This is a genomic window from Stenotrophomonas sp. Ker107b (genome assembly GCF_053847245.1).
In genome coordinates this window covers 501,509-526,148 of record NZ_JBSPHX010000001.1, presented here as the reverse complement: position 1 = coordinate 526,148, position 24,640 = coordinate 501,509, and the positions used below count along the sequence as shown (strand labels likewise).

The following is a 24,640-nucleotide window of genomic DNA, read 5'->3' as shown; positions in this document are numbered from 1 at the left end:
CTCAGGAATGCGAGGATTCGGGGGTGGCGGCGACCGTGGCGGCATCGCTGGTCGGGGTGAAGCCACCGCCCAACGCCTGGCTCAGGCGGACCGAAACAAGGATCTGACGCGATTGCAGTTCGGCCAGCCGCTGCTGGGAGACCAGCAACTGCTCTTCGACGCTGAGCACGTCCAGGTAGCTGCCGATGCCGGCGCGGTAGCGCTGCTCGGCCAGGTCATGGGCGGCACGTGCGGTGCTGACGGCCTGGGCCTGGGCACTGGCCTGGTCGGCCAGCGAGCGCACCGCGTTGACCTGGTCGGCGACATCGCGCAGTGCGTTGAGCACGGACTGGTTGTAATCGGCCACGGCCAGGTCGTACTGCGCGTCGGTCTTGCCCAGGTTGGCGCGCAGGCGGCCACCGTCGAAGATCGGCAGGCTCAGTGCCGGGCCGAGGAAAGCGAACGTCGAGCCACTCTTGAGCAGCTGGTCCACTTCACTGGAGACCACGCCGCCGAGGGCGGTCAGATTGAGGCTGGGGTAGAACGCGGCCTTGGCCGCGTGGATCTCGCGGTTGGCCGCTTCCACGCGCCAGCGCGCGGCGACGATGTCCGGGCGGCGGCCGAGCAGCTCGCTCGGCAGTACGCCGGGCAGCTGCAGGGCCAGCGGGTTCAACACCTGCGGGCGCGCGATCTGCAGGCCCCGGTCCGGGCCCTGCCCGACCAGCGCAGCGAGCGCGGTACGGGCTTCGTCGATCTGCTGCTGCGCGGCCTGCCGTTGCTGCTGCGCGGCCGGAATACGGGCTTCGGCCTGACGGGTCTGCAGGTCGCTGTCGATGCCGGCGGCACGCCGCTGACGGGTCAGCTCCAGCGTCTTCTGCGAGCGGGCCAGTTCTTCGCTGGCCACGTCATGCAGCGTCCACGCGTAACCGAGCTGCGCATACGCCTCGGCGATGGCAGCCGAGAGATTCAGGCGTGCGGCCTGGGCGTCCACTTCGGCGGCGTGGCCGCTGTCCACCGCTGCTTCCCAGGCGGCGCGCTTGCCACCCCACAGGTCGATGCCGTAGCTGAAGCTCAGGTAGGCCTGGCCGCTGCCGGCGTAGCTGCCGCCGAGTTCGTCGCCGACCATCGATTCGGGCAGGCGTACGCCGGTGTAGCCACCGGAGGCGGAGACGCTGGGCAGGCGGTCGGCGCGGGCGGTGCCGATCTGGGCACGCGCCTGGCGCAGGCGTGCATCGGCCGCGTCCAGCCCCGGATTGCGCTGCAGGCCTTCGGCGATCAGCGCGTCCAGCTGGGGATCGCCCAGCGCGCGCCACCAGTCCGTGGCCGGCCAGCCGGGCTGGCTCAGGCCATTGGCGGCCAGGGTGCGCTGGGCCTGCAGGCTGTCGGCATCGAGCAGGCGGCCCTGCGGCTCCAGGCCGCGGCTGCTGGCACACGCGGCCAGCGCAAGCGCCAGCGCTGAGATCAGCACCGGCCGCAGCGGGCGCAGTGAGTAAGAACGTTCAAACATGGAAGTCATGGCGTTACCAGTGAGTCGCGTACACGGGTCATGAGGGAAAGCAGCTGCGCGCGTTCGTCCGCAGACAGATCACGCATGGCGTCGTCGATGGTCTGGTCGCCCCGCTGTTTGAGGCGGGCCCACAACTGGCGGCCCGGCTCGGTCAGCACGATCTGCAGCGCCCGCCGGTCCTGGGCATGCGGCTCGCGCCGCACGCATTCCAGGGCTTCCAGCTTGTCCAGCAGGCGGGTGACCGCGCTGGGCACCTGGTCCAGGGCCTGGGCCAACTCGTTGGCGGTGCACGGGGCACGCGCCGCGAGCACCTTCAGGCCGAGATAGTGGGTAAAGCCAATACCGAGGTTTTCCTCGGCCATCGACGTGTCTAGCTGACGGACCAGGCCATCGCGCACTTGGCGCAGCAGCAGTCCGAAGCTGGGGGGATGGGCATCAGGGCAGATCATGGGTGAGCATTCTCTTCCAAAAAATATATTTCTCAATAGAAATATTCAATCTGGAACCAAATGCTGTGTTGCAGCAATCAGAACAATGGGGAGGTCGTTACCTTAATGGCGCCCGCCACTGGCCGGGTATTACAATTTGGACAATGGATGACACTTTCAGGCCAGCGCTGGAGACCGACGCCACCCAGATGATCCGCAACCAGGTTCTGGACTGGTTCGAGCGGGATGACGGGCTGGGCGTGCTCGGCTTCCGCATCGAGAGCCCCAAGGGGCTGGAACGCGAGATCGACTGGCACCAGCACCGGCGCGCCCAGCTGATCTGCGTGGAGGCTGGGCTGCTGACCACCCGCACCCGCCACGGCACCTGGTCGCTGCCACCGGGCTGTGCCGGCTGGATGCCACCGGGCGAGCCGCATACGGTGGATATCTGCGGGCCGCTGCGTGGCTGGGGCGTGATCGTGAGCGCGCCGATGGCCTGTGATCTGCCCGACGAACCCTGCGTGCTGGCCATTTCCGATCTCCTGCAGGCGCTCGCGCTGCGCGTCACCGCGTGGGTGCCCGCGGCCGAGCCGAGCCTGCGCCAGCAGCACATGATCGAGGTCCTGCTGGACGAGATCCGCAATGCGCCGCGCCAGCGCATGCACCTGCCGATGCCGCAGGACCGGCGCCTGCTGCGGATCGCTTCGCAGCTGATCGCCGACCCGGCCGACGGCCGCAGCCTGGAGCAATGGGCCCAGTGGGCCGGGCTGTCGCCGCGTACACTGACCCGACACTTCCGCGATGAAACCACGCTCAGCTTCGCCCAATGGCGCCAGCAGGCCCGGCTGGCCGAGGGGCTGCGCCGGCTGTCCGATGGCCAGAGCGTGTCCGATATCGCGCACGAACTGGGGTTCAGCAGCCCCAGCGCCTTCGTCACCGTGTTCCGCCGCCACTTCGGCAGCCCGCCCGGGCGCTATCTGGCGCGCAGCGGACACCCCCTGAACCCATCACGCGGCTTGGCATCCCCGGCCGCATCCGGATAATCATCCGCCTGCGAGGGCGACAGCCGTCGCCGTCCCTTGCCACAGGTAACAATCCCGCATGACCGATCTTGCCCGCCCCGCGTTCCACGGCTTTGAACAGCTGCCCCTGCGCGAGTACGCCGAACGGGCGTACCTGGACTATTCGATGTACGTGGTGCTCGACCGCGCACTGCCGTTCCTCGGCGACGGCCTCAAGCCGGTGCAGCGCCGCATCATCTACGCGATGAGCGAGCTGGGTCTGAACGCGTCCTCCAAGCCGAAGAAGTCCGCGCGTACCGTCGGTGACGTGATCGGCAAGTACCACCCGCATGGCGACAGCGCCTGCTACGAAGCGCTGGTGCTGATGGCCCAGCCGTTCTCGTACCGCTACCCGCTGATCGAAGGCCAGGGCAACTTCGGCTCGACCGATGATCCCAAGTCGTTCGCGGCCATGCGTTACACCGAGTCCAAGCTGACCCCGATCGCCGAAGTGCTGCTGGGCGAGATCAACCAGGGCACCACCGACTGGACCCCGAACTTCGACGGCACGCTGGAAGAGCCGACCTGGATGCCGGCGCGCCTGCCGCACCTGTTGCTCAACGGCACCACCGGCATCGCCGTGGGCATGGCCACCGACGTGCCGCCGCACAACCTCAACGAGATCGTCAGCGCCCTGCTGCACCTGCTCGACGACCCCGATGCGACGGTCACCGACCTGTGCGAGCACGTGAAAGGCCCGGACTACCCGAGCTTCGCCGAGATCATCACCCCGATCGCCGATCTGCGCACCATGTACGAAACCGGCTACGGCAGCGTGCGGGCGCGTTCCACCTTCCTGAAGGAGAACGGCAACATCGTGGTCAACGCGCTGCCGTTCCAGGTGTCGCCGTCGAAGGTGATCGAGCAGATCGCCGCGCAGATGCGCGCCAAGAAGCTGCCGTGGCTGGAGGACATCCGCGATGAGTCCGACCACGCCAACCCGGTACGCGTGGTGCTGGTACCGCGCTCCAACCGCGTGGACGCCGAGCAGCTGATGGGCCACCTGTTCGCCACCACCGATCTGGAGCGCAGCTACCGGGTCAATCTCAATGTGATCGGCCTGGACGGCCGCCCGCAGGTCAAGAACCTCAAGACCCTGCTCAGCGAGTGGCTGCAGTTCCGCAGCACCACCGTGACCCGCCGCCTCAACCATCGCCTGCAGAAGGTCGAGCGCCGCCTGCACATGTTGGATGGCTTGCTGATCGCCTTCCTAAACCTGGATGAAGTGATCCACATCATCCGCACCGAGGACGAAGCCAAGCCGGCGCTGATCGCGCGCTTCGCGCTGAGCGAGGAACAGGCCGAGTACATCCTGGAAACCAAGCTGAAGCAGCTGGCCCGCCTGGAAGAGATGAAGATCCGCGGTGAGCAGGACGAGCTGGCCAAGGAGCGCGACAAGATCGTCGGCATCCTGGAGAGCAAGGCCAAGCTGAAGAAGCTGATCCGCGATGAGCTGGTGGCCGATGCCAAGAAGTTCGGCGATGACCGTCGCTCGCCGCTGGTGCAGCGTGGCGCGGCGCAGGCCATCGATGAAACCGAGCTGGTGCCGAGCGAGCCGATGACGGTGGTGCTCTCGGAGAAGGGCTGGATCCGTGCGGCCAAGGGCCACGATATGGACCCGTCCACCCTGTCCTACCGTGATGGCGATGCGCTGCTCGGTTCGGTGCGCGCACGCAGCACGCAGCAGGTGGCGTTCCTGGACAGCGAGGGCCGCGCCTATTCGACCCTGATCCACACCCTGCCCTCGGCCCGTGGCAACGGCGAACCGCTGACCGGTCGCTTCTCGCCGGCGCCGGGCAGCGCCTTCATGACCCTGGCCAGCGGCGAGAACAACACGCGCTTCGTGCTGGCCTCCACGCACGGCTATGGCTTCGTGACCCGCTTCGAGAACCTCACCGGCCGCAACAAGGCCGGCAAGGCGATGCTCAACCTGACCTCCGGCTCCAAGGTGCTGACCCCGGCCGTGGTCGCCAATCCGGAGACGGACCGCATCGTGGCCGTGACCAGCTCGGGCAACCTGCTGGCGATCGCGGCCAGCGACCTGCCGGAACTGGACAAGGGCAAGGGCAACAAGATCATCGACATCCCCAAGGCCAAGCTCGCCACCGAGCGCGTGGTCGCGGTGGTGTCGGTGGCCCCGGGCAACACCCTGCTGGTGCGCAGCGGCCAGCGCACGATGAACCTGTCGTTCAAGGATCTGGACACCTACCTGGGCACCCGCGCCACCCGTGGCCATCTGCTGCCGCGTGGCTGGCAAAAGGTGGAAGGGCTGGCGGTGGAGTAAGCGCCGCGGTGTTGACGTGAATCGGAACGGCCGGGGAAACCCGGCCGTTTTTTGTTGCGCCCACAGAAAAGGCCGGGTTTCCCCGGCCTCTCTGTTCGAATCAACGTCGGCTGGCTGGCAGAGGCTGGCGGGCGGACGGGGGTTCAGCAGCTGGCGGGCGAAGGCTGGCTGGCGTGCGGAACCCGATGCCGCACTCAGTGCGCAGCGGTACCCTTCGCATCCATCTTGCTGGTCTGGTACAGCGCCAGGCCGATGCGCTTGATCAGGCCCAGCTGCTGCTCCAGCCACCAGGCGTGGTCTTCTTCGGTGTCCTTCAACTGCACCAGCAGCATGTCGCGGCTGACATAGTCCTGGTGCTGTTCGCACAGCTTCATGCCGGCGGCCAGGTTGTCGCGGACGCTGTACTCGGTCTCCAGGTCCTTCTGCAGCATCTCTTCCACGGTCACGCCGGGCTCGAACACATGCGGGCGCATGTCCGGGTCGCCGCCGAGGAAGAGGATGCGGCGCAGCAGCGCATCGGCGTGCTGCGTCTCTTCTTCCATCTCGTGGTTGAGGCGCTCATAGAGCGCGAACAGGCCCTGGTCTTCGTAGCGGCGCGAATGGATGAAGTACTGGTCGCGCGCGGCCAACTCGCCGCGCAGCAGTTCCTTCAAGCAGGCGATGACGTCCGGGTTGCCTTTCATGGGGGTGCTCCTGATGAATCAATGCGCGCATGGTGCCCTATCTGGAATTCCGGTGATCTAATCGGAATCAGTTGCAGTTGCGCTTCGTTCGGCGTGCACAGGGCGTTCACGCCTCCCTACAATCGAACCACACCTACAGGGGGACGCGCGGGATGCGGCATTGGCTGAAGCGGTTGGTCTGGGGAGTGCTGGTACTGACGCTGGCGACGGTCTTCATGGTCTGGTGTCTGCTGCGTGGCAGCCTGCCCCGCCTGGAAGGCGAACAGGCCATGACCGGCCTGGCGGCGCCGGTGAGCATCACCCGTGACGCATTGGGCGTGGTCACCATCGAGGCCGAAACCCAAGCCGATGCGATGCGGGCGCTCGGCCTGGTGCATGCGCAGGAGCGCTACTTCGAGATGGACCTGATGCGTCGTACTGCCGCTGGCGAGCTCGCCGAGCTGTTCGGCCCGGCGGCGATCGAGATGGACAAGCGCATGCGCGTGCACCGGCTGCGGGCGCGCACCAGGGCCCATCTGGAGGTTGCCACGGGCAGCAGCGCCGCTGCCCTGCAGGCCTATGTGGACGGCATCAACCAAGGCGTCGCGGAGCTTCGGGTACGGCCTTGGCCCTATCTGCTGCTGCGCCAGACGCCCGCACCGTGGCGGACCGAAGACAGCGTGCTGACCGGGCTGGCGATGTATGCCGACCTGCAGGACCCCACCAATCAGAACGAACTGGCGATGGCGCGGATCCGCGCGGTGGTGCCACCGGCGCTCTATGCGTTGCTCAGCCACGAGGGCAGCGAATGGGATGCCCCCCTGTTTGGCGGGGCGCGCGGCAACGCACCGCTACCGGACGCCACGGCGCTCGATCTCCGACGGCTCGATGCGGCGCAGGCAACCGGTGCCGCCGCCGGTCATCTGGACCCGGACGTACTGGGCAGCAACAACTTCGCCGTGTCCGGTGCACTGACCACGGACGGCCGCGCCATCGTCGCCGACGACATGCACCTGGGACTGCGCGCGCCAAATCTCTGGTTCCGGGTACGGCTGCGCTATCCCGATCCGCAGGCGCCCGACGGGCGCGTCGATGTCAGCGGCTTCTCGCTGCCCGGCCTGCCGGCCATCGTCGTCGGCAGCAACGGACACGTTGCCTGGGGCTTCACCAACAGTTACATCGACACCGCCGATTTCCGCAGCGTACCCGCCGATGCCCAAGGCATCACCACGCATGAAGAGCGTATCCGCGTCGCCGGTCAAGCGCCGGTGACGCTGCGCGTGCGCGAGACCGCCTGGGGTCCGGTACTCCACGAACGGCCGGACGGCAGTGGCGAGGCACTGCGCTGGACGGCGCAGCTTCCCGGTGCGGTCCGTCTGGACTTTGCCGAGATGGCGCGCGCAAGGGATCTTGACCAGGCGTTCCAGGTCGCCGACCGCAGCGGTATTCCCGCACAGAATCTGGTCATCGCCGACCGTAACGGACGCATCGCCTGGCGGTTGATCGGCACACGCCCGGACCGCGCTGCGGGCTGCCCGCCAGACGGCAACACGATCACGGCGCCCGCGAGCTGCACGCCGTGGGCGATCCGCAGCGATGGCGCGCCCGCATTGATCGATCCACCCACGCATCGGCTGTGGACCGCCAACGGCCGCGTGCTCGAAGGGGACGCGCTGGCCATCGCCGGGAACGGGGGCTACGACCTGGGTGCGCGCGGCCGGCAGATCCGCGATGGCCTGATGGCGAAGGAGCGCTTCACCGAAGCCGACCTGCTGGCGATCCAGCTCGACGATCGCGCCCTGTTGCTCACGCGCTGGTGGCACCTGCTGCGCGAGGTGGTCACCGCCAGCGACGACCCTGCCCTGCAGCGGCTTGAGGTCGCAACCCGGCAATGGGAAGGCCATGCGGCCGTCGATTCGGTCAGCTACCGGATCACCCGCGGTTTCCGCGGCATGTTGATCGACCGCGTTGGCGAAGGCCTGCTCGCGCCAGCGAAAGCACAGCTCGGCGAGGCCTATCTGGAGCCGCGACTGGGGCAGTTCGAGGGCGTGTTGTGGCCATTGGTGAGCGAACGGCCGGCGCATCTGCTGCCACCCCCGTATGCCAGCTGGACGGCGCTGTTGACCGATACCGCCAAGGCGCTGGAGGCAGACCTGAGCAGTCAGGGACCGCTGGAGGCGCGTACGTGGGGCGAGCGCAACACCGCCGCGATCTGTCACCCGGTCAGTCGCGCCCTGCCCAACGTCGCCCGACGATGGCTGTGCATGCCTGGCGATCCGTTGCCCGGCGACCGCGACATGCCCCGCGTGCAGGGGCCTGCGTTCGGGGCGTCGCAGCGGATGGTGGTCTCGCCCGGCCACGAAGCCGAGGGATGGATCCACATGCCCGGTGGGCAGAGCGGTCACCCGTTGTCACCGTTCTGGGGCGCCGGACACGACGCCTGGGTGAAAGGAACACCCACCCCGTTCCTGCCGGGCAAGACCGCGTACACGCTGACGCTGGTCCCCGTGGAATGATCACGGGCGGTGGCCGAGCCTACGGCTACCGCCTCTTCCACCGCTCCATCGCGTTGAGCAGCGGCCCGGTCATGGCCGTGGTCACCAGGGCCATGATCACCAGCACGGCAAACAGGCGGTCGCCGAGGAAGCCCAGCTCGTAGCCCAGGTTGAGCACGATCAGCTCCATCAGGCCGCGGGTGTTCATCAGGGCACCGAGCTTCCACGCCTCATGGCTGCCCATGCCGGCACTGCGCGCTGCGCTCCAGGTGCCGATCAGCTTGCCCAGCGTGGCCACCACGATCACGATCAGGCACAGCACCAGGTCGCTGGCCTGCAGGGCATCGGCGCGCATGCGCAGGCCGGTCATGGCGAAGAACAGCGGCAGCAGCAAGGTGACCGCGAACGGCTCGACGCGCTCGGCCACGGTATGCCGCAGGGTGGCGTTGCCGGAGACCGCCACGCCGGCCGCGAAGGCACCGAACAGGGCGTGGATGCCCAGCATCTCGGTAACCAGCGCGCAGCCCAGCGCCATCAACAGCATGATCAGCAGCCAGCGCCCTTCCTGGCCGGGGGCGATCACCAAGCGCGAAAACCACGGACGCACCACGCCCAGCATCAGCGCGACGAAGGCGACCACACAGACCAGGTTGATCGTCGCGGGCACCCAGCCCTGCGATTGCGCAGCCGCCACGATCAGGGCCAGCAGGCACCATGCGGTGGCATCACCGAGCGCGGCACAGGCGATCGCGGTCTGGCCCAGCGGCGTGCCGGTCATGCCCCGGTCGGCCAGAATGCGCAGCAGCACCGGGAAGGCGGTGATGCTCAATGAAATACCCACGAACAACGCGAAGCCGGTGAAGCCCACGCCCGGCGGTGCGTGCGCGCCGTAGAGCCAGATCGCCAGCCCCACGCCCAGCACGAACGGCACCGCGATGCCGGCATGGCTGACCACGAAGGCAAAACGACGTCGCCCCCGCAGCCCGCCCAGATCCAGCTCCGCCCCGGCCACCAGCAGGAACATCAGCACGCCGAGCTGGCTGAGCAGACCGAGCGAGCCAAGCGAGGCTGCGGGGAACAGCACGCCATGCACCTGCGGCAACACGGCGCCCAGCACCAGCGGCCCCATCATCAGGCCAGCCGCCATCTCACCGATCACCCCCGGCTGGCCCAGCCGGCGGAACACCCAGCCCGCGCCCTTGGCGACCATCAGCAACACCAGCAACTGCAGCAGGAACAGACCGAGCGGCGCATGCAGATGCGCGGCCCAGTCGGCCCCCAGCGACGACTCGGCACGGGCCACCTGTGCGGTTACGGCCGGGCCGGCAAACCGCGCCAGGCCCAGGCCGATCAGCAGCGGCAGCGCCACCCAGCCCAGATAGCGCCAGGCCAGCCCGCTGCGGCGCATGCCGGTGGTGTCAGAGTCCATGACCGATCCCCATCGATTGAAGGGGCGATTCTACGGGCTGCACGCGTCGCCACACCACCGCGGACGACGCGGCGGTGTGGCGCATCCGATCAGGCCAGTGCCTGTTCGTGTACGCCGGCGATGGCGCGCCCGGAGGGATCGGCCATCGCGGCAAAGCTGGCGTCCCACGCGATCGCCGCTGGCGAGGAGCATGCGATGGATTTGCCACCCGGTACGGTCTCCGCCGCGGCCTGGGTGGGGAAGTACTGCTCGAACACGTGACGGTAGAAGTAGGCTTCCTTGGTCTGCGGCGGGTTGTGCACGAAGCGCTTGTCCGCCGCGGCCATCACCCGGTCACTGACCTGCGCTTCGGCGTGTGCCTTGAGCCCGTCGATCCAGCCATAGCCGACGCCATCGCTGAACTGCTCCTTCTGGCGCCACAGGATCGAGTCCGGCAGGTAGCCTTCGAAGGCTTCGCGCAGCACCGCCTTCTCGATACGTCGCGTACCGGCAGGGCCCTGCCCGACCATCTTGTGCTTGGCATCGATGCGCATGGCCACATCGAGGAACTCGCGATCCAGGAACGGCACGCGCGGCTCCACGCCCCAGGCCATCATCGACTTGTTGGCGCGCAGGCAATCGTAGTTGTTGAGTGCGTCGAGCTTGCGCACCAGCTCCTCATGGAACTCGCGCGCGTTCGGCGCCTTGTGGAAGTACAGGTAGCCACCGAAGATCTCATCGCTGCCTTCGCCGGACAGCACCATTTTCACGCCCATCGCCTTGATCCGGCGCGCCAGCAGGAACATCGGCGTAGAGGCGCGGATGGTGGTGACATCGTAGGTTTCCACGTGGCGGATCACTTCCGGCAGCGCATCCAGCCCCTCTTCGAAGGTGTACTCGAAACCGTGATGCACGGTGCCCAGGGCTTCGGCCGCGATGGCGGCGGCCGCCAGATCGGGCGAGCCCTTCAGGCCGATCGCGAAGGAGTGCAGGCGCGGCCACCAGGCTTCACTCTGATCGCCATCTTCGACACGGTGGCGGGCATAGCGCGCGGCGACGGCTGCGACCAGCGACGAATCCAGCCCCCCGGAGAGCAGCACGCCGTAGGGCACGTCGGTCATCAGCTGGCGGTGCACCGCACGCTCGAACGCCTCACGCAGTTCGACGCGGTCCGCCTCCACGCCTTCGACTGCGTCGTAGTCGCGCCACGGGCGCTCGTAGTAACGGGTGAGCGTGTCGGTGGCGCTGTCGTACCAATGCCCCGGCGGGAACTGCGCGGCGTCGGCGCAGATGTCCACCAGCGACTTCAGTTCGGAGGCCACCACCAGGCGGCCGTCCTTGTCGTGGCCCCAGTACAGCGGCACCACGCCGATCGGATCACGGGCGATCAGCACGCGCTGCTCGGCGCGGTCCCACAGCGCGAAGGCGAAGATGCCGTTGAGGCGGTTCAGGAACGAGGCCGGGCTGTCTTCGCGGTAGAGGGCGTTGATCACCTCGCAGTCCGAGCCGGTCTGGAAGGCGTACGGCTGGGCCAGCTCGGCCTTCAGCTCGCGGTGGTTGTAGATCTCACCGTTGACCGCCAGCGCCAGGCCGCCGTCTTCGGAGAGCAGTGGCTGTGAACCACCGGCGGGATCGACGATGGCCAGGCGCTCGTGGACCAGGATGGCGCCGTCATCGACGTACACCCCGCTCCAGTCCGGGCCGCGATGGCGCTGGCGCTGCGAGAGGTCCAGCGCGTGGCGGCGCAATGCGGCGAGGTCGTCGCCCGCCTGGAGGCCGAAAATACCGAAAATCGAACACATGGGAACAGCTCCTGATGATGGGGGAATACACGTATTGCAGGCATTCGACCGGCCACCCAGGCCCGGAAGGGGTAAACCCGGGCCACAAAAAAACCCGCATCGGTCGATGCGGGTTTTCTGGGGTCCGGGCGTGTTGCTTGTACTAGCCCTGGTCGCAGTCCCGCATCGGCCGCGCACGATTATTCGCGCGCAGATTAGTGCGGTTGGTATTGCTGACAGCGGTGGCCGGGAACGAGGACATGGACCGACCGTAACCGGGTTTGGGCGGCGGTGCAACTGTTGCGATGGCAACCAAACCGACCGCCGCGGACAACCCCGCGCTTCGAGGCCGGGCGATAATCGCGGTCCTTCTGCACCCACTGGCTGGCATGACCCCTCGCATCGGACGCATCGCTACACGCCTGGGCGGCATCGCGCTGACCCTTTCCCTCATCGCCTGCACCAGCGCCCCATCACGGACGCCTGCGAGCATCGTGAAGTCGGTCGAAACCAAGGCGGCCGATGGCAGCTTCGACAGTGCCTGGGAGGCCGCCAGGACCTACGAGACCTTCAACGACCCGCGCGCCGTGACCTGGTACGAGCGTGCCGCCGCGGTCACACCGTGGACCTTCCACAACCCCCAGGCCGAAGAGGCGCTGGGCCGGATCTGGACCCACGGTGAGCTGCTGCATGGCACCGGCCCGAACATCCTCCAGGGCACTGCACTGCGCGCGTCACCGCGCAAAGCAGAGCGCTGGTACCGCGCTGCCGCCGAGCACGGCAACCCGATGGCGATGCTGATGCTGGCCAAGTTCCATCGCGAACGCGGTGACACGGCCAGCGCGCTGCGCTGGGACCTGCGCGCGACGATCTACCACCACATGCCGTCCGAATCCTCGCGGCTGCCGCAGGCGATCGCCGCGCAGCCGGATGGCACTCTGCATCCGCTGGTCGTCGACATCCAGCGGCGTGCGCAACGGGGCGATGCCGATGCCCAGGTGGATCTGGGTGCGATGTACGAACTGGGCATGGGCCTGCCGCGCGATGGTATCGAGGCGCTGCGCTGGTATCGGCGTTCGGCCGACCAGGGCAACGTGTATGGCCAGTATTTCAGCGGTCTGCTGCTCGGCCGCGGCCGCGCCGGTGTGACGCGTGATCTGGACGCGGCCGCGGGTTGGTTTGCCAAGGCCTATGCGCAGAAGTTCTACCTGGCTGGCGAAACCTATTGGCGCGAGCGGATCACAGCGCCGTTCTGGACGTTCGGATAGTGCCGGGCATTGGCGTCGATCCGTTTTGTACACATTCTGCAGCGACCTTCAAGTCTGCCCCTGGTCCGGCCCATCACCCAGAATGGACGCATGAACACTGTCACCTTCCGCGATGAAATCCTCACCCGCGAGCGCATGCAGGCCATCATCGCCGCGCACCCGCGGGCGGCCGTCTTCGAGAGCTGCACGTTCGATCACGGCGACTTCTCGCGGCTGGACATGGATGGGTTCCAGTTCAACCAGTGTTCGGTCACCGGCACGAGCTGGTTGGCGGCCTCGCTGGAAGAAAGCCAGTGGACGAAGTGCCGCGGCAGCCAGTGCGATTTCAGTTCGGCCCTGCTCAGCGATGCACGCTTCTCGCACTGCGATCTCAACAACAGCCACTGGCGCCGCGCGACGCTGTCCTCGGTGCAGTTCCAGGACTGCAAGCTGACCGGCGCGCACCTGCAGGAAGTGACCGGCTGGGCGCTGGAATTCCGCGATTGCCTGCTGGTCAGTGCGGACCTGCGCGGGATGTCGTTCCGCAAAGCGCAGCTGGAGGGCATGGATTTCTCCGAGGCCGAGCTGTCCGGCTGCGATTTCCGCGATGCGGTGTTCAACGGCGGAAGCCTGCGCAACGCACAGACGCGGCTGACGCGGTTTGAAGGCGCCGACCTGCGCGGCACCGACATCAGCGGGCTCAACGTGATGGACGCCAAGCTGTTCAAGAAGGCAGTGATTTCACAGCGCCAGGCAGCGGCCGCCTTGGCGTCGTTCGGGTTGATCGTGGCGTAAGGGCGAACCGACCGACGGTCGGTTCCTACCCGACGCGGTAGGCGAGCAAACGCTCGATCAACCGCTGGTACAACGCCGGCAGCGCTTCCAGATCCGCGACGCGTACGTTCTCGTCGACCTGGTGGATGCTCGCATTGACCGGCCCCACTTCGATGCACTGCGCACCCAGTGGCGCGATGAAGCGCGCATCGGAGGTGCCACCGCCGGTGCTCTCTTCCGGCGGCGCACCGGCAAACTCACCGAGCACGTCACGCGCGACACGGCGCAGCGTGCCTTCCGGGGTGTAGAACGGCTCGCCACTGCGATGCCACTTGAGCGTGTACTCGAGCGCATGACGCTGCAGCAGCGCGGCGATCTCCTGCTCCAGCGCCGGCGCATTCCAGTGCGGGTTGTAGCGCAGATTGAACAACACCTGCAGCTCGCCGGGAATCACATTGTTGGCACCGGTGCCGGCATGGATGTTGGAGACCTGCAGGCTGGTCGGCGGGAAGCTCTCAAAACCGTCATCCCAGTGCCGCGCGGTCAATTCGGCCAGCGCGGCGGCCGCCAGATGGATCGGATTGCGCGCCTTGTCCGGATACGCGACATGGCCCTGCACGCCCTTCACCGTCAGCGTGGCCGAGAGGCTGCCGCGGCGACCGACGCGCAGCAGATCACCGAGCACGGCCGTGGAGGACGGCTCACCGGTGATGCACCAGTCGATGGCCTGGCCGCGCTCGCGGAAGATATCGGCGACGCGACGCACACCGTCGATGGCATCGCCTTCCTCGTCACTGGTCAGCAGCACGGCCAAGGTGCCGGGATGGTCCGGATGGGCGGCCACGAACTGCTCGGCGGCCACCACGAAGGCAGCCACACTGCCTTTCATATCGGCCGCGCCACGCCCGTACAGCACGCCATCACGGATCTGCGGATCGAACGGATCACTGGTCCATGCCGAGACCGGGCCGGTCGGCACCACATCGGTATGCCCGAGCAGCACCAGCACCGGCGCGCCCTGCCCGTGTGTGGCCCACAGGTTGTCGACCTCGCCCAGGCGCAGGTGTTCGCAGTGGAAGCCCGCACGCTCGAGACGGCCGGCCAGCAGTGCCTGGCAGCCGGCATCCTCGGGCGTGACCGACGCACGCGCGATCAGGTCGCAGGTCAAGGCAACGACGTCGTTCACGCGCTCACTCCGAACCGCTGCTTGAAGCCGTTGTCCGAGAAGCCCTGCGTCATCACGCCATCGGCGCTCACCACCACCGGGCGCTTGATCAGCTGCGGGTACTCGCGCAGCAGCAGCTTCCATTCGGCCTCGGAGTCGGCCGCTTTGCGGTTCTCCGGCAGTTGCCGCCACGTGGTGGAGGATCTGTTGATCAACGCAGGAAAGCCACCGGCCTGGCCGGCCCAGTCGATCAGGGTCTCCGGCGTCGGCGTGTGGTCGCGGTAGTCGACGAAGGTGTACGGCACCTGGAAACGGTCCAGCCACTTGGTGGCTTTCCTGCAGGTGTCGCAGTTCTTCAATCCGTAAACGGTCGTGGTCATCGCAGGACTCAGTCGGCCAGGCCGCGCAGCAGCTCGTTGACGCTGGTCTTGCTGCGGGTCTTGGCATCGACCTGCTTGACGATCACGGCGCAGTACAGCGAGTGCGAGCCGTCCTTGGACGGCAGCTGGCCGGACACCACCACGCTGTACGGCGGTACCGAACCGTAGCTGATCTCGCCGGTGGCGCGGTTGTACACGCGCGTGCTCTGGCCAAGGAACACGCCCATGCCGATCACGCTGTGATGGCCGACCACGAAGCCTTCCACCACTTCCGAACGCGCACCGATGAAGCAATGGTCTTCAATGATGGTCGGGCTGGCCTGCAGCGGCTCCAGCACGCCACCGATACCGGCGCCGCCGGACAGGTGGCAGTGCTTGCCGATCTGCGCGCACGAACCCACCGTGGCCCAGGTGTCGACCATGGTGCCCTCGCCCACGTAGGCGCCGATGTTGGTGAAGCTCGGCATCAGCACCACGTCCTTGCCGAAGTAGCTGCCACGACGCGCGATCGCACCGGGCACCACGCGCACGCCGGCGCGACGGAACTTGGCTTCATCGAAGCCGGCAAAACGCGATTCGACTTTGTCCCAGAACGGCGCCGGGCGCGCATCGACCACGGCCATGTCGTTGACGCGGAAGTACAACAGCACGGCCTTCTTCAGCCATTCGTTGACCTTCCAGCCACCGTGGCCATCGGGCTCGGCAACGCGGAATTCACCGGTTTCCAGGCCGTCGATGACGCGGCCGACCAGCGGCTTGGTCGAGCCTTCGATCTCATGCAGGGTCAGCGTGGCACGGCGCTCGAACGCGCTCTCGATGCCGAACTTGAGTTCTTCCACACCCGGCGTGGCCGGCTTGCGCAGCGACTTGCGCGCGATGGTGGCATCCCGGCTGGCACTGCGCTTGGCGGCGCTCTCGGCCGGGGTGGCTGCCACCTTGCGGGCCGGTGCCTTTTTCACGGCGGCCTTCTTCACTGCGGGTGCCGACTTTTTCGCTGCGGCAGCGGTCTTCTTCGCCGCAGGCGCGGCAGCAGGGGTCTTGGCCGCCGCGGTCTTCGCGGCGGTCTTCTTGGCAGGCTTGGTGGCCATCAGTGGGGGTCTCCGGCGTTTCGATCAGGGTCCAGGCAGGCAAGCATCGCGTCTTGCAGCTGCTGCCTGGCGGATTCGGTCAGGGCGTGATCATGCTCATCGCTGATCACGAACATGTCTTCGGCGCGCTCGCCGAAGGTGGCGATGCGCGCATCATGCACGCGCAGCCGCTGGTTGCGCAGCACGAACGCCACGTCGGCCAACAGGCCGGGGCGGTCGGGGGCGACGAGGCTGAAACGGGTGCTGGTGGTGTCACCATCGGTGACATCGCGGAACTCGATGCGCGGGGCGAAACGGAAGTGCCGCAGCTGGCGCGGAATGACGCGGCGCGACGGGCGCAGCCGGGTCAGATCGCCGGCCAGCGCCTCACGCAGGCCGGCCTCCAAGCGCAGCGCATCGCCATCGGCGAAGCTGTCGGCCGGGGTCACTTCAAACGTATCGAAGATGGTATCGACCGGGCCGTCCAGCACGCGCGCGCGATGGATGCCGTAGCCCTTGCGGTCCAGCGTCATCACGATCGCGGCGAACAGGCCATCGCGATCCGGCGAGTGCACGAACACTTCCAGCGCGTGGTCGTCCGGGGTGATCCGGCGCACCTTGACCAGGGTCTTGCCCTGCTTGATCGGCACCAGCGCGGCGGCCTGCCAGGCAAGCTGTTCGGGCCGCAGCCGGATGAAGCTCTCATCGGGCATCACGGTGAACTGGCGCTCGATCGTCGCGTCGTCGTAGCCGCGCTCGCGCACCAGCTGGCGCACCGATTCGCGCGCTTCGGCGACACGCTCGGCGGCCGGCATCTGGTTCTCCAGCCCGTCGCGCAGCGCGCGCCGCGCGGCGAAATACAGGTCGGCCAGCAAACGGTCCTTCCACGCATTCCACAGCTTGGGGCTGGTCCCGGCGATGTCGGCGCAGGTCAGCAGATAGAGGTAGTCGAGCCGGTCGCGGCTGGCCACCAGGGTGGCGAAGCGATGGATCACGTCCGGATCGGAGATGTCCTGCTTCTGCGCAGTGACCGACATGCGCAGATGCTGCTCGACCAGCCAGGCCACCAGCTCCGTATCGGAACTGCTCAGCGCCAGCGCCTGGCAGAATTGGCGGGCGTCCACCGCACCAAGTTCGGAGTGATCGCCGCCGCGGCCCTTGGCGATGTCATGGAACAGGCCTGCCAGCAGCAGTAGTTCCGGCTTGCGCAGGCGCGGCCAGACTTCATGCGCGATCGAGAAGCGCTCATCGGCGCGGCTGCTGGCGAACAGGCCGATGTTCCGCAGCACCATCAGCGTGTGCTGGTCCACGGTGTAGACATGGAACAGATCGAACTGCATGCGCCCGGAGACCTGCGCGAACGCGGGGATCCACTGGCCGAGCACGCCCAGGCGTGCCATCCGCGCCAGGGTATCGACCGCGCGCGGGCTGCGCAGCAGCGCCAGAAACTGCTCACGCGCCGCAGCGCTGGCGGCGGTGTACGCCGCCAGCTCCGGCAGCGATTCGGCCAGCGCGCGCGCGGTCAGCGAGTGCAGGCCGCGCACATCCGGGTTGTAGGCCCAGCTGGAGAACAGCGCGAACACCTGTTCGATATCACCCTGGGGCCAAGCCGGATCGTTGGCAGCCAGATAGCCACGGCGCAGCGAGAAACCGACGCTGACCGGTTCTGGGACTGCTTCGCCATCAAACTGTTCTTCAAAGCGCTGCAGCAGGCGGTCGCTGATCCGCCGCACCACGGTGGCGCTGCGGTAGAACCCCTGCATCATCTTTTCCACGGCCAGGCTTTCGATGTCGTCTTCGAACCCCAAGCGGGCGGCCAGTGTCTTCTGGTAATCGAACCGCAGGCGTTCTTCCGGCCGGTTGGCGACCAGGTGCAGGCCGAAACGCAGCCGCGCCAGCGCACACCGTTCGCGTTTGAGCGCGGCCGCTTCATCCGGGCCGAGATGGCCGAGGCCGACCAGCGCTTCCAGGTCGCGCACGCCGAACGCCCGCAGCGCCATCCAGCCCAGCGTATTGAGATCGCGCAGCCCGCCGGGGCCGTCCTTGATGTCCGGCTCAAGATTGTCGGCGGTGTCGCCAAAACGCTGATGGCGGGCCAGCAGCTCTTCGCGCTTGGCGAGGAAGAATTCGCGTGGCGGCCACAGGCCCTCCACGTTCACCGCCGCCTTCAGTGCCTGACGCGCGGCGTCATCGGCGACCACCGGGCGCGACTCGATCAGCGCGGTGAGCACCGTCTGGTCGGCGCTGGCCTGGGTGCATTCGGCCGGCGAACGCACCGCGTGGCTGACCGGCAGGCCGCAATCCCAGAGCAGGGCGAAGAAACGCGCCAGCCCGGACTCGTGCCGGCGCTGCTGCTCGGGCGTGCCCAGCACCAGCACGTCGATATCCGAGCGCGGGAACAACTCACCGCGCCCGTAGCCGCCCACCGCGAACAGCGCCATCCCCGAACCGGCGGGCAGGCAGCGCTGCCAGGCCAGCCGGATCAGGTGATCGGCCGCCCGCGCGCGCAGGGCGAGCAGGCGTTCGATATTGTCGTTCTGGTCGAAGCGGCGGTACAGCCGCGCGTCGGTCTGTTGCAGCGACTGGCGCGCCAACGCCGCCCAGTCCGGGTCGGCGACGGAATCGGCCGGCGCGTCCAGCATCGGGCTCGCCGGCAGCATGCTCAGACCTGCGATTCGCCGGGCGAGAGGGTCAGCACGTCGACGCCGGTCTCGGTGACCGCGACCATGTGCTCCCACTGCGCCGACAACTTGCGGTCTTTGGTGACCACGGTCCAGCCGTCCGGAAGCACCTTGTTGTAGCGGGTGCCCTCGTTGATCATCGGCTCGATGGTGAAGGTCATGCCGGGCTGCAGCACCAGGCCTTGGCCGGGGCGGCCGTAATGCACCACCTGCGGTTCGTCGTGGTAGACCTTGCCGATGCCATGGCCGCAGTACTCGCGTACCACGCTGAAGCGCTCGGCTTCGGCATAGCTCTGGATCGCATGGCCGATATCGCCCAGCGTCGCGCCCGGCTTGACCGCGCGGATGCCCCGCCACATGGCTTCGTAGGTCGCATCGACCAGGCGCTTGGCCATGACCGACGGCGTGCCGACGTAGTACATGCGGCTGGTATCGCCGTGCCAGCCGTCCTTGATCACGGTCACATCGATGTTGACGATGTCGCCGTCCTTGAGGACCTTGGCTTCGCTGGGGATGCCGTGGCAGATCACGTTGTTGACCGACGTGCAGACCGTCTTCGGGAAGCCGCGGTAACCGACATTGGCCGGCGTCGCCTTCTGCACATTGATGATGTGGTCGTGGCAGATGCGGTCCAGCTCTTCGGTCGTCACGCCCGGTTTGACGTGGGGGGTGACGACGTCGAGCACTTCGCTGGCCAGACGGCCTGCGATGCGCATCAGTTCGATTTCCTCGGGGGTTTTCAGATTCACGCTCATGGGAGTCATTATCGCCGATCCGGGGCCAATCTGAACGGGATCGGGTGGAACGCTGACAGCCGCGGTTTGGGCGGGCTCCCACAGTCAGGTCCCTGAACAACTGCGACCAACGTCTCAGAACGCGACTTTGTGCCGAAAACGGCCATTGATTCCGTCAAATCTCACGGCCTCCAAACAAGACCGAACCTATAAAAGAGTGAAGACGATTTCACTGTCCGGCAGCATCGTGTTGTTCAGCAAGGACTTTTGTCCAAGGAGGATGCCCATGCGATTTTTCCGCCCTTCCCTGCTCACCTTGGCCCTGACCGGCCTCGCCACCCCGGCCTTCGCGGCTGATACCACGACCTTCAATGTGAAGGTGATCATCACCAAGGCCTGCACGATCACTGCGGCCGCCGCGACCGACGTGGACTTCGGCTCGGCGCTGTCTACCGCGACTACCCCGTCCAATGCGCAGGGCACGATCACCGCGCAGTGCTCCGCCCTGACCCCCTACACGGTGGCACTCAATGCCGGCTCCAACGCGGGCACCGCCAATGACGTGACCACCCGGCGCATGAAGAACACCGACGCCAGCGTGACGGCCAACAATTTCGTGGGCTATCAGCTCTATCGCGATGCGGGGCACACCGATGTGTGGGGGGCCACCGCTGGCACCAATACGACGGCCGGCATCGGCACCGGCCTGGCACAGACATTGAATGTCTATGGCCAGATCGCCAACCCCAGCGTCAACAACGCCGCTGCGGGCAACTATCAGGACACGATCACCGCCACCATCACCTATTGAGGACCGCCATGCCGATTTCCGCAGGGCGTCGCCCTGGGCGGCTCGGGTGTGCGGTGCTGGGTTGGCTGTGGTTGCTGATGGGGAGCGCCACCGCCGCGAGTCTGCAGGTCGCCCCGACCTCACTGCAGCTGACGCCGCGGCAGAATGCCGATGCGCTCTGGCTGACCAACAGCGGCACCACGCCCGTACAGGTGCAGGTGCGGGTCTTCGAGTGGCGCCAGGACGCCGGCCAGGACCAACTGCTGCCCACCACCGATCTCCAGGTGAGCCCCCCGATGCAGTCGCTGGCTGCCGGCCAGCAGCAGCTGATCCGGGTGGTCCGCAGCGAACCGACCCCGCCCGCCTCGCAACGCGCCTACCGGGTGATCGTCGATGAGCTGCCCACGGTGGATCCGCGCCGTAGTGGCATGCAGTTCGTGCTGCGCTATTCGATGCCGGTGTTCGTACAACCCGATAAGGATGCCCCGCTCCAACACACCCTGCAGGCGCGCCTGACACGCCTGGATGACGGGCGACCGGCCCTGGAAGTGCACAACAGCGGCAGCAGTTACGCGCAGCTGGCCGATATCGGCCTGGGCCCGGCCAACCGCCCGCAGATCATCCATCCCGGCCTGCTCGGTTACGTCCTTGGCGGACAGACCATGCGCTGGCCACTGGACGTTCCGGCCGCCCGCCTGGCGGGCGCCACGTTCTCGGCAAAGATCAATGGCGAGTCGGCCCAGACGCCACTGCCCGCCGCGCCGCCGGCTCGCTGAGGCCTGCATGCGGATGCTGCTTACCGCGACGCTGACCCCGTGCGCCGCGATGGCAGCCGATGCGGACATTGGCGCCTCGGGCGATGCGATGCTGCCGCCGCCGACGCCACTGACCGCCGCGCAGACCCTGCATCTGGAGGTGACGCTCAACCAGACGCCGCGCGGACTGCTGCCCTTCACCGAACTGCAGGGCCGGCTGATGGCCTCCGGCACCACGCTGCGCCAACTCGGCTTTTCGGCCCGCGGCGAGGAGCCGGTCGCGCTGGAGCACCTCAGCGGGGTGGTCGTGCGCTATGACGCGGCGCTGCAGACGCTGGCCCTGGAGGTGCCGCTGGAGCAGTTGTCGCTGCCCACCACCCGGCTCGAACGGGAGGCCGACACTGCACCGGCAGCGGCCGCCTCGCCCGGCATGGTGCTCAACTATGACGTCTACGGCAGCCACAACGAGGGCGGCGGCAACCTTGCCCTGACCAACGAACTGCGTCTGTTCGGGCTGGGCGAAGGCGTCCTGGAGACCAGCTCGCTGCTGCGTACCTACCAGGATCCCGCCGATCGGCAGTGGCGCGGGGAGAGCGTGCGTCTGGACACCGCGTGGCGCCTGGATTTTCCGGCATCGGCCGTGTCGCTGACCGTGGGCGATTTCTACAGTGGCTTTGTCGACTGGAGTCGGCCGGTCCGCATGGGCGGTGTGCAGATCGGCCGCAACTATGCCCTGCAGCCTTACCGCGTCCTGACCCCCACCCCCACCTTCCTGGGCGAAGCGGTCGTCCCGTCCAACGTGGAGCTGTATGTGGACGGCCTGCGCCAGTACAACGGCGAGGTGCCGATCGGCCCCTTCCAATTGGCCGCACAGCCCGGCATCAACGGCACCGGCAACGCACAGGTGGTGATCACCGATGCGTTCGGCCGGATGCAGACACTGGACTTTGCCTTCTACGGCACCCAGCAGCTGCTGGCCAAGGGCCTGTCCGACTGGTCGGCCGGCGTGGGCCGGATGCGGAAGGACTACGGCCTGCGCTCGTTCGCCTACGAAACGCCGGTGATCGGCAGCGCCACCTGGCGCTATGGCGCCAGCGACCGGTTCACCGCCGAGGCACACGTGGAAGGCGGTGGCGGCGTGATCAATGGCGGCGCGGGGGGCTGGTGGTTGCTGGGCGGCGCCGGGGTGGTCAACGCCGCCTATGCGCACAGCCGGGTCGATGGTCTGCAGGGAGGCCAATACGCTGTGGGCTACAGCTGGAACAACCGCCGCTTCAACATCAACCTGCTGACCCGGCGGACCCATGGCACCTACCGTGACCTGGGCGCACTGCAGGACACCCTGCCTCCGGACATCAGCGAACAGGCCACGTTGGGCATGAACCTGCAGCGCGCCGGCTCGCTCAGCGCCAGCTATCTGCGGCTGCGCTACCCGGACGGCGAGGACAACCGCTACGCCAGCCTGTTCTGGTCGCGCAGCTTCGGCGACCGCTGGTCGGCCTACCTGTCGTTCAACCAGAACCTGACCGACAGCGAAGACCGCAGCGTCTATCTGTCGGTCTCGGCCGCCCTGGGGCGCAACCGGCAGAGCAGCCTGTCAGCGCAGCGCAACGGCGAGCGGCTGACGTATGTCGCCGATCTGTCCCAGCCCGTGCCGGGCGACGGCAGCCAAGGCGGCTATGGTTGGCGGGTGCAGGCGCGCGGCGGTGACGACGGTGCCGGCGGACTGGCCGAACTCGGCTGGCTCAACCGGGTCGGGCGCTACTCGATGGGGTACGCGCGCCAGGGTGATCTCGATTACGGGTACGCCAGCGCCAGTGGCAGCGTGGTCTGGATGGGTGGACACGTATTTGCCGCACGCGAGGTACCCGATGCCTTCGCCGTGGTCTCCACCGATGGGTACGCTGGCATTCCGGTACGCCTGGAAAACCGGCTGATCGGCAGCACCGACAAGAACGGCCTGCTGCTGGTGACCCCCTTGCTGTCCTGGCAGCGCAACCGGCTCTCCATCGATACGCTGGATCTGCCGGCGGACATGCGCGCCGACCGCGTGGATACCTGGGTGACGCCACGACAGAGCGCCGGCACCGGGGTCAGCTTCGGGCTGCGCCGCACCCGGGCGCTGAACGTGATCCTGCACGATGGGCAGGATCGCCCGGTCGCAGTGGGCAGCAACGTGCATCTGCCCGACGGACGCAAGGTCACTGTCGGCTACGACGGCCAGGCCTACATGGAGGATGTGGCCAACGGCAGCCAACTGCAGGTGGACACCCCCCAGGGCCGCTGCAGCGTCACCCTCAGCATGCAGCGCGTGAACAGCACCGGCCCGCAGCGCATTGGGCCACTGCGCTGCCTGCCAGGTACCGGCCGATGAGCCTGCGCGCACTCCTGTCGGCGGGTCTGTTTCTGATCGCGCTGCTGGGCAGCGACGTCGCACGCGCGGACACCACCTGCACGGCCAGCGCACCGACCACATTGCCCTTTGGCACCATCACCAACGGTGCAACCGGCGTCACCGATGCCAGCATCACCATCACCATCACCTGTTCCACCGCCGCGCTGAGCCTGTTGGCCACCGCATCGGTACGCATGTGCATCGGGCTGGGGACCGGCACCACCGGCACCACCCTGCTGCCGAGCCGGAGCATGGCGATCAGCGCCGCGCCACCACAAGGCAACGGTGACACGCTGGCCTACCAGCTCTACAGCAATCCCAACCGCACCACGCCATGGGGCCTGGCACCGGCGGGGACCCCGGCTGCAGTGGTGGCGGATCTGACCTACGCGGTCCCCTTGCTGGGCGGCTCGGGAAGCACCACCGTGACCCTGTATGGACGCATCCCGGCCGCCCAGACCTTGTCGGCGGGTACGTTTTCCAGCAGCTACGCCGGCGCCAACGTCATCCTTCAGTACGCCTACAACGAGCGATTGGCCCTGAACTCGCCAACACCGGCGACCTGCAATGCCGCCAGCGGCGTTACGGGCACCAAAAGCGCCACCAATGCGTTCACCTTCACCACCAGCGCCACCGTGCTGCCCCAGTGCAGCACCTACGTCACCACCGACATGGATTTCGGCAGCAACGCCGGCGCGATCACCGCCAACCTCGATCGCACCTCGACGATCCGCCTGACCTGCATCAACCGCACCGCCTACAACATCGGCCTGAGCAACGGACAGAACGCGCTGGGCAACGTCCGGCGCATGCGCTTCACCGCGCCGGACAGCAGCGCGTACTACATCCCCTACGAGTTGTACCGCGACGCAGCGCGCTCGCAGCGCTGGGGCAACGCAATCAACACCGACACCCAGGCCGGCACCGGCACCGGGAGCGCGCAGACGCTCACCGTCTACGGCCGGGCCCCGCCGACGACCGGGGCGATTCCTGCCCAAGGCAGCTACAGCGACCTGATCACGGTGACCATCACCTATTGAGGGGCCG

At 67.4% G+C, this 24,640-nt stretch carries 19 protein-coding genes; 9 read left to right on the top strand and 10 right to left on the bottom strand.

All coding sequences use genetic code 11. From position 1 onward, the window contains the following. Position 1: 1 nt before the first annotated feature. Positions 2-1,486 carry an efflux transporter outer membrane subunit gene (locus tag ACWV8V_RS02530; RefSeq protein WP_455898866.1) on the bottom strand — a complete coding sequence of 495 codons (1,485 nt, stop codon included), beginning with the start codon at positions 1,484-1,486 and terminating at the stop codon, positions 2-4. Between the two features lie 5 nt (positions 1,487-1,491). Next, positions 1,492-1,935 (bottom strand): MarR family winged helix-turn-helix transcriptional regulator, encoded by a 444-nt coding sequence (locus tag ACWV8V_RS02525; protein ID WP_346467586.1) that lies wholly within the window; start codon positions 1,933-1,935, stop codon positions 1,492-1,494. A gap of 143 nt (positions 1,936-2,078) precedes the next feature. On the opposite strand from ACWV8V_RS02525, the gene ACWV8V_RS02520 reads away from it, so the two are divergent. Further along, complete coding sequence (locus ACWV8V_RS02520) at positions 2,079-2,957, top strand: AraC family transcriptional regulator (protein WP_259260165.1); 879 nt, start codon at positions 2,079-2,081, stop codon at positions 2,955-2,957. Positions 2,958-3,015: 58 nt separating this feature from the next. Next, positions 3,016-5,259, top strand: coding sequence for a DNA topoisomerase IV subunit A (gene parC / locus ACWV8V_RS02515; RefSeq protein WP_121041523.1), 2,244 nt, complete (start codon positions 3,016-3,018; stop codon positions 5,257-5,259). Positions 5,260-5,453: 194 nt separating this feature from the next. On the opposite strand, the gene bfr is transcribed toward parC, so the two are convergent. Further along, on the bottom strand, positions 5,454-5,942 hold the full coding sequence (gene bfr, locus ACWV8V_RS02510) for a bacterioferritin (protein WP_121041522.1): 489 nt from the start codon (positions 5,940-5,942) through the stop codon (positions 5,454-5,456). Positions 5,943-6,094: 152 nt separating this feature from the next. Between bfr and ACWV8V_RS02505 the strand changes: the two genes are divergently transcribed. Beyond that, positions 6,095-8,437: a penicillin acylase family protein gene (locus ACWV8V_RS02505; protein WP_455898865.1), complete on the top strand. Its 2,343-nt coding sequence runs from the start codon at positions 6,095-6,097 to the stop codon at positions 8,435-8,437. A 25-nt stretch (positions 8,438-8,462) separates the two neighbouring features. Here ACWV8V_RS02505 and ACWV8V_RS02500 read toward each other — a convergent pair whose 3' ends face one another. Further along, positions 8,463-9,845: a cation:proton antiporter gene (locus tag ACWV8V_RS02500; RefSeq protein ID WP_455898864.1), complete on the bottom strand. Its 1,383-nt coding sequence runs from the start codon at positions 9,843-9,845 to the stop codon at positions 8,463-8,465. Between the two features lie 89 nt (positions 9,846-9,934). Further along, positions 9,935-11,626 (bottom strand): asparagine synthase B, encoded by a 1,692-nt coding sequence (gene asnB, locus ACWV8V_RS02495; RefSeq protein WP_259260161.1) that lies wholly within the window; start codon positions 11,624-11,626, stop codon positions 9,935-9,937. A 368-nt stretch (positions 11,627-11,994) separates the two neighbouring features. Between asnB and ACWV8V_RS02490 the strand changes: the two genes are divergently transcribed. Beyond that, positions 11,995-12,873 (top strand): tetratricopeptide repeat protein, encoded by an 879-nt coding sequence (locus ACWV8V_RS02490; protein ID WP_455898863.1) that lies wholly within the window; start codon positions 11,995-11,997, stop codon positions 12,871-12,873. A gap of 90 nt (positions 12,874-12,963) precedes the next feature. Beyond that, entirely contained in the window at positions 12,964-13,647 is a 684-nt protein-coding gene (locus ACWV8V_RS02485) for a pentapeptide repeat-containing protein (RefSeq protein ID WP_282262698.1), read from the top strand. Between the two features lie 25 nt (positions 13,648-13,672). Here ACWV8V_RS02485 and dapE read toward each other — a convergent pair whose 3' ends face one another. Genes dapE through map form a run of 5 tightly spaced genes read right to left on the bottom strand, consistent with a single transcriptional unit; the run spans position 13,673 to position 19,674 of the window. Continuing rightward, positions 13,673-14,812, bottom strand: a complete 1,140-nt coding sequence (dapE, locus tag ACWV8V_RS02480; RefSeq protein ID WP_455898862.1) for a succinyl-diaminopimelate desuccinylase — start codon at positions 14,810-14,812, stop codon at positions 13,673-13,675. Further along, positions 14,809-15,171, bottom strand: coding sequence for an arsenate reductase (locus ACWV8V_RS02475; RefSeq protein ID WP_455898861.1), 363 nt, complete (start codon positions 15,169-15,171; stop codon positions 14,809-14,811). Before ACWV8V_RS02475 ends, dapE begins: the two co-directional genes overlap by 4 nt. An 8-nt stretch (positions 15,172-15,179) precedes the next feature. Further along, positions 15,180-16,259, bottom strand: coding sequence for a 2,3,4,5-tetrahydropyridine-2,6-dicarboxylate N-succinyltransferase (dapD, locus tag ACWV8V_RS02470; protein WP_455898860.1), 1,080 nt, complete (start codon positions 16,257-16,259; stop codon positions 15,180-15,182). Continuing rightward, positions 16,259-18,880: a [protein-PII] uridylyltransferase gene (locus ACWV8V_RS02465; RefSeq protein WP_455899595.1), complete on the bottom strand. Its 2,622-nt coding sequence runs from the start codon at positions 18,878-18,880 to the stop codon at positions 16,259-16,261. Before ACWV8V_RS02465 ends, dapD begins: the two co-directional genes overlap by 1 nt. A 20-nt stretch (positions 18,881-18,900) precedes the next feature. Next, positions 18,901-19,674, bottom strand: coding sequence for a type I methionyl aminopeptidase (gene map, locus ACWV8V_RS02460; RefSeq protein WP_123728774.1), 774 nt, complete (start codon positions 19,672-19,674; stop codon positions 18,901-18,903). A 265-nt stretch (positions 19,675-19,939) separates the two neighbouring features. Between map and ACWV8V_RS02455 the strand changes: the two genes are divergently transcribed. Genes ACWV8V_RS02455 through ACWV8V_RS02440 form a run of 4 tightly spaced genes read left to right on the top strand, consistent with a single transcriptional unit; the run spans position 19,940 to position 24,633 of the window. Then, the gene (locus ACWV8V_RS02455) at positions 19,940-20,464 is read left to right on the top strand and encodes a Csu type fimbrial protein (protein ID WP_259260154.1); all 525 of its coding nucleotides are present in this window, start codon (positions 19,940-19,942) and stop codon (positions 20,462-20,464) included. An 8-nt stretch (positions 20,465-20,472) separates the two neighbouring features. Beyond that, a complete protein-coding gene (locus ACWV8V_RS02450) occupies positions 20,473-21,219 on the top strand; it encodes a fimbrial biogenesis chaperone (protein ID WP_259260153.1) in 747 nt (248 codons plus the stop codon). Between the two features lie 7 nt (positions 21,220-21,226). Then, the gene (locus ACWV8V_RS02445; protein ID WP_455898859.1) at positions 21,227-23,572 is read left to right on the top strand and encodes a fimbria/pilus outer membrane usher protein; all 2,346 of its coding nucleotides are present in this window, start codon (positions 21,227-21,229) and stop codon (positions 23,570-23,572) included. After that, on the top strand, positions 23,569-24,633 hold the full coding sequence (locus ACWV8V_RS02440; RefSeq protein WP_455898858.1) for a Csu type fimbrial protein: 1,065 nt from the start codon (positions 23,569-23,571) through the stop codon (positions 24,631-24,633). Before ACWV8V_RS02445 ends, ACWV8V_RS02440 begins: the two co-directional genes overlap by 4 nt. Positions 24,634-24,640 lie beyond the last annotated feature (7 nt).

What these genes read in the sequence shown, in the direction of transcription:
- ACWV8V_RS02440 (WP_455898858.1), top strand. Translation starts at nt 23,569, where the DNA reads ATGAGCCTGCGCGCACTCCTGTCGGCGGGTCTGTTTCTGATCGCGCTG.
- ACWV8V_RS02445 (WP_455898859.1), top strand. Translation starts at nt 21,227, where the DNA reads ATGCGGATGCTGCTTACCGCGACGCTGACCCCGTGCGCCGCGATGGCA.
- ACWV8V_RS02465 (WP_455899595.1), bottom strand. Translation starts at nt 18,880, where the DNA reads ATGCTGGACGCGCCGGCCGATTCCGTCGCCGACCCGGACTGGGCGGCG.
- bfr (WP_121041522.1), bottom strand. Translation starts at nt 5,942, where the DNA reads ATGAAAGGCAACCCGGACGTCATCGCCTGCTTGAAGGAACTGCTGCGC.
- ACWV8V_RS02500 (WP_455898864.1), bottom strand. Translation starts at nt 9,845, where the DNA reads ATGGACTCTGACACCACCGGCATGCGCCGCAGCGGGCTGGCCTGGCGC.
- ACWV8V_RS02485 (WP_282262698.1), top strand. Translation starts at nt 12,964, where the DNA reads ATGAACACTGTCACCTTCCGCGATGAAATCCTCACCCGCGAGCGCATG.
- ACWV8V_RS02490 (WP_455898863.1), top strand. Translation starts at nt 11,995, where the DNA reads ATGACCCCTCGCATCGGACGCATCGCTACACGCCTGGGCGGCATCGCG.
- ACWV8V_RS02525 (WP_346467586.1), bottom strand. Translation starts at nt 1,935, where the DNA reads ATGATCTGCCCTGATGCCCATCCCCCCAGCTTCGGACTGCTGCTGCGC.
- ACWV8V_RS02520 (WP_259260165.1), top strand. Translation starts at nt 2,079, where the DNA reads ATGGATGACACTTTCAGGCCAGCGCTGGAGACCGACGCCACCCAGATG.
- ACWV8V_RS02530 (WP_455898866.1), bottom strand. Translation starts at nt 1,486, where the DNA reads ATGTTTGAACGTTCTTACTCACTGCGCCCGCTGCGGCCGGTGCTGATC.
- parC (WP_121041523.1), top strand. Translation starts at nt 3,016, where the DNA reads ATGACCGATCTTGCCCGCCCCGCGTTCCACGGCTTTGAACAGCTGCCC.
- ACWV8V_RS02455 (WP_259260154.1), top strand. Translation starts at nt 19,940, where the DNA reads ATGCGATTTTTCCGCCCTTCCCTGCTCACCTTGGCCCTGACCGGCCTC.
- asnB (WP_259260161.1), bottom strand. Translation starts at nt 11,626, where the DNA reads ATGTGTTCGATTTTCGGTATTTTCGGCCTCCAGGCGGGCGACGACCTC.
- ACWV8V_RS02475 (WP_455898861.1), bottom strand. Translation starts at nt 15,171, where the DNA reads ATGACCACGACCGTTTACGGATTGAAGAACTGCGACACCTGCAGGAAA.
- ACWV8V_RS02450 (WP_259260153.1), top strand. Translation starts at nt 20,473, where the DNA reads ATGCCGATTTCCGCAGGGCGTCGCCCTGGGCGGCTCGGGTGTGCGGTG.
- dapD (WP_455898860.1), bottom strand. Translation starts at nt 16,259, where the DNA reads ATGGCCACCAAGCCTGCCAAGAAGACCGCCGCGAAGACCGCGGCGGCC.
- map (WP_123728774.1), bottom strand. Translation starts at nt 19,674, where the DNA reads ATGAGCGTGAATCTGAAAACCCCCGAGGAAATCGAACTGATGCGCATC.
- ACWV8V_RS02505 (WP_455898865.1), top strand. Translation starts at nt 6,095, where the DNA reads ATGCGGCATTGGCTGAAGCGGTTGGTCTGGGGAGTGCTGGTACTGACG.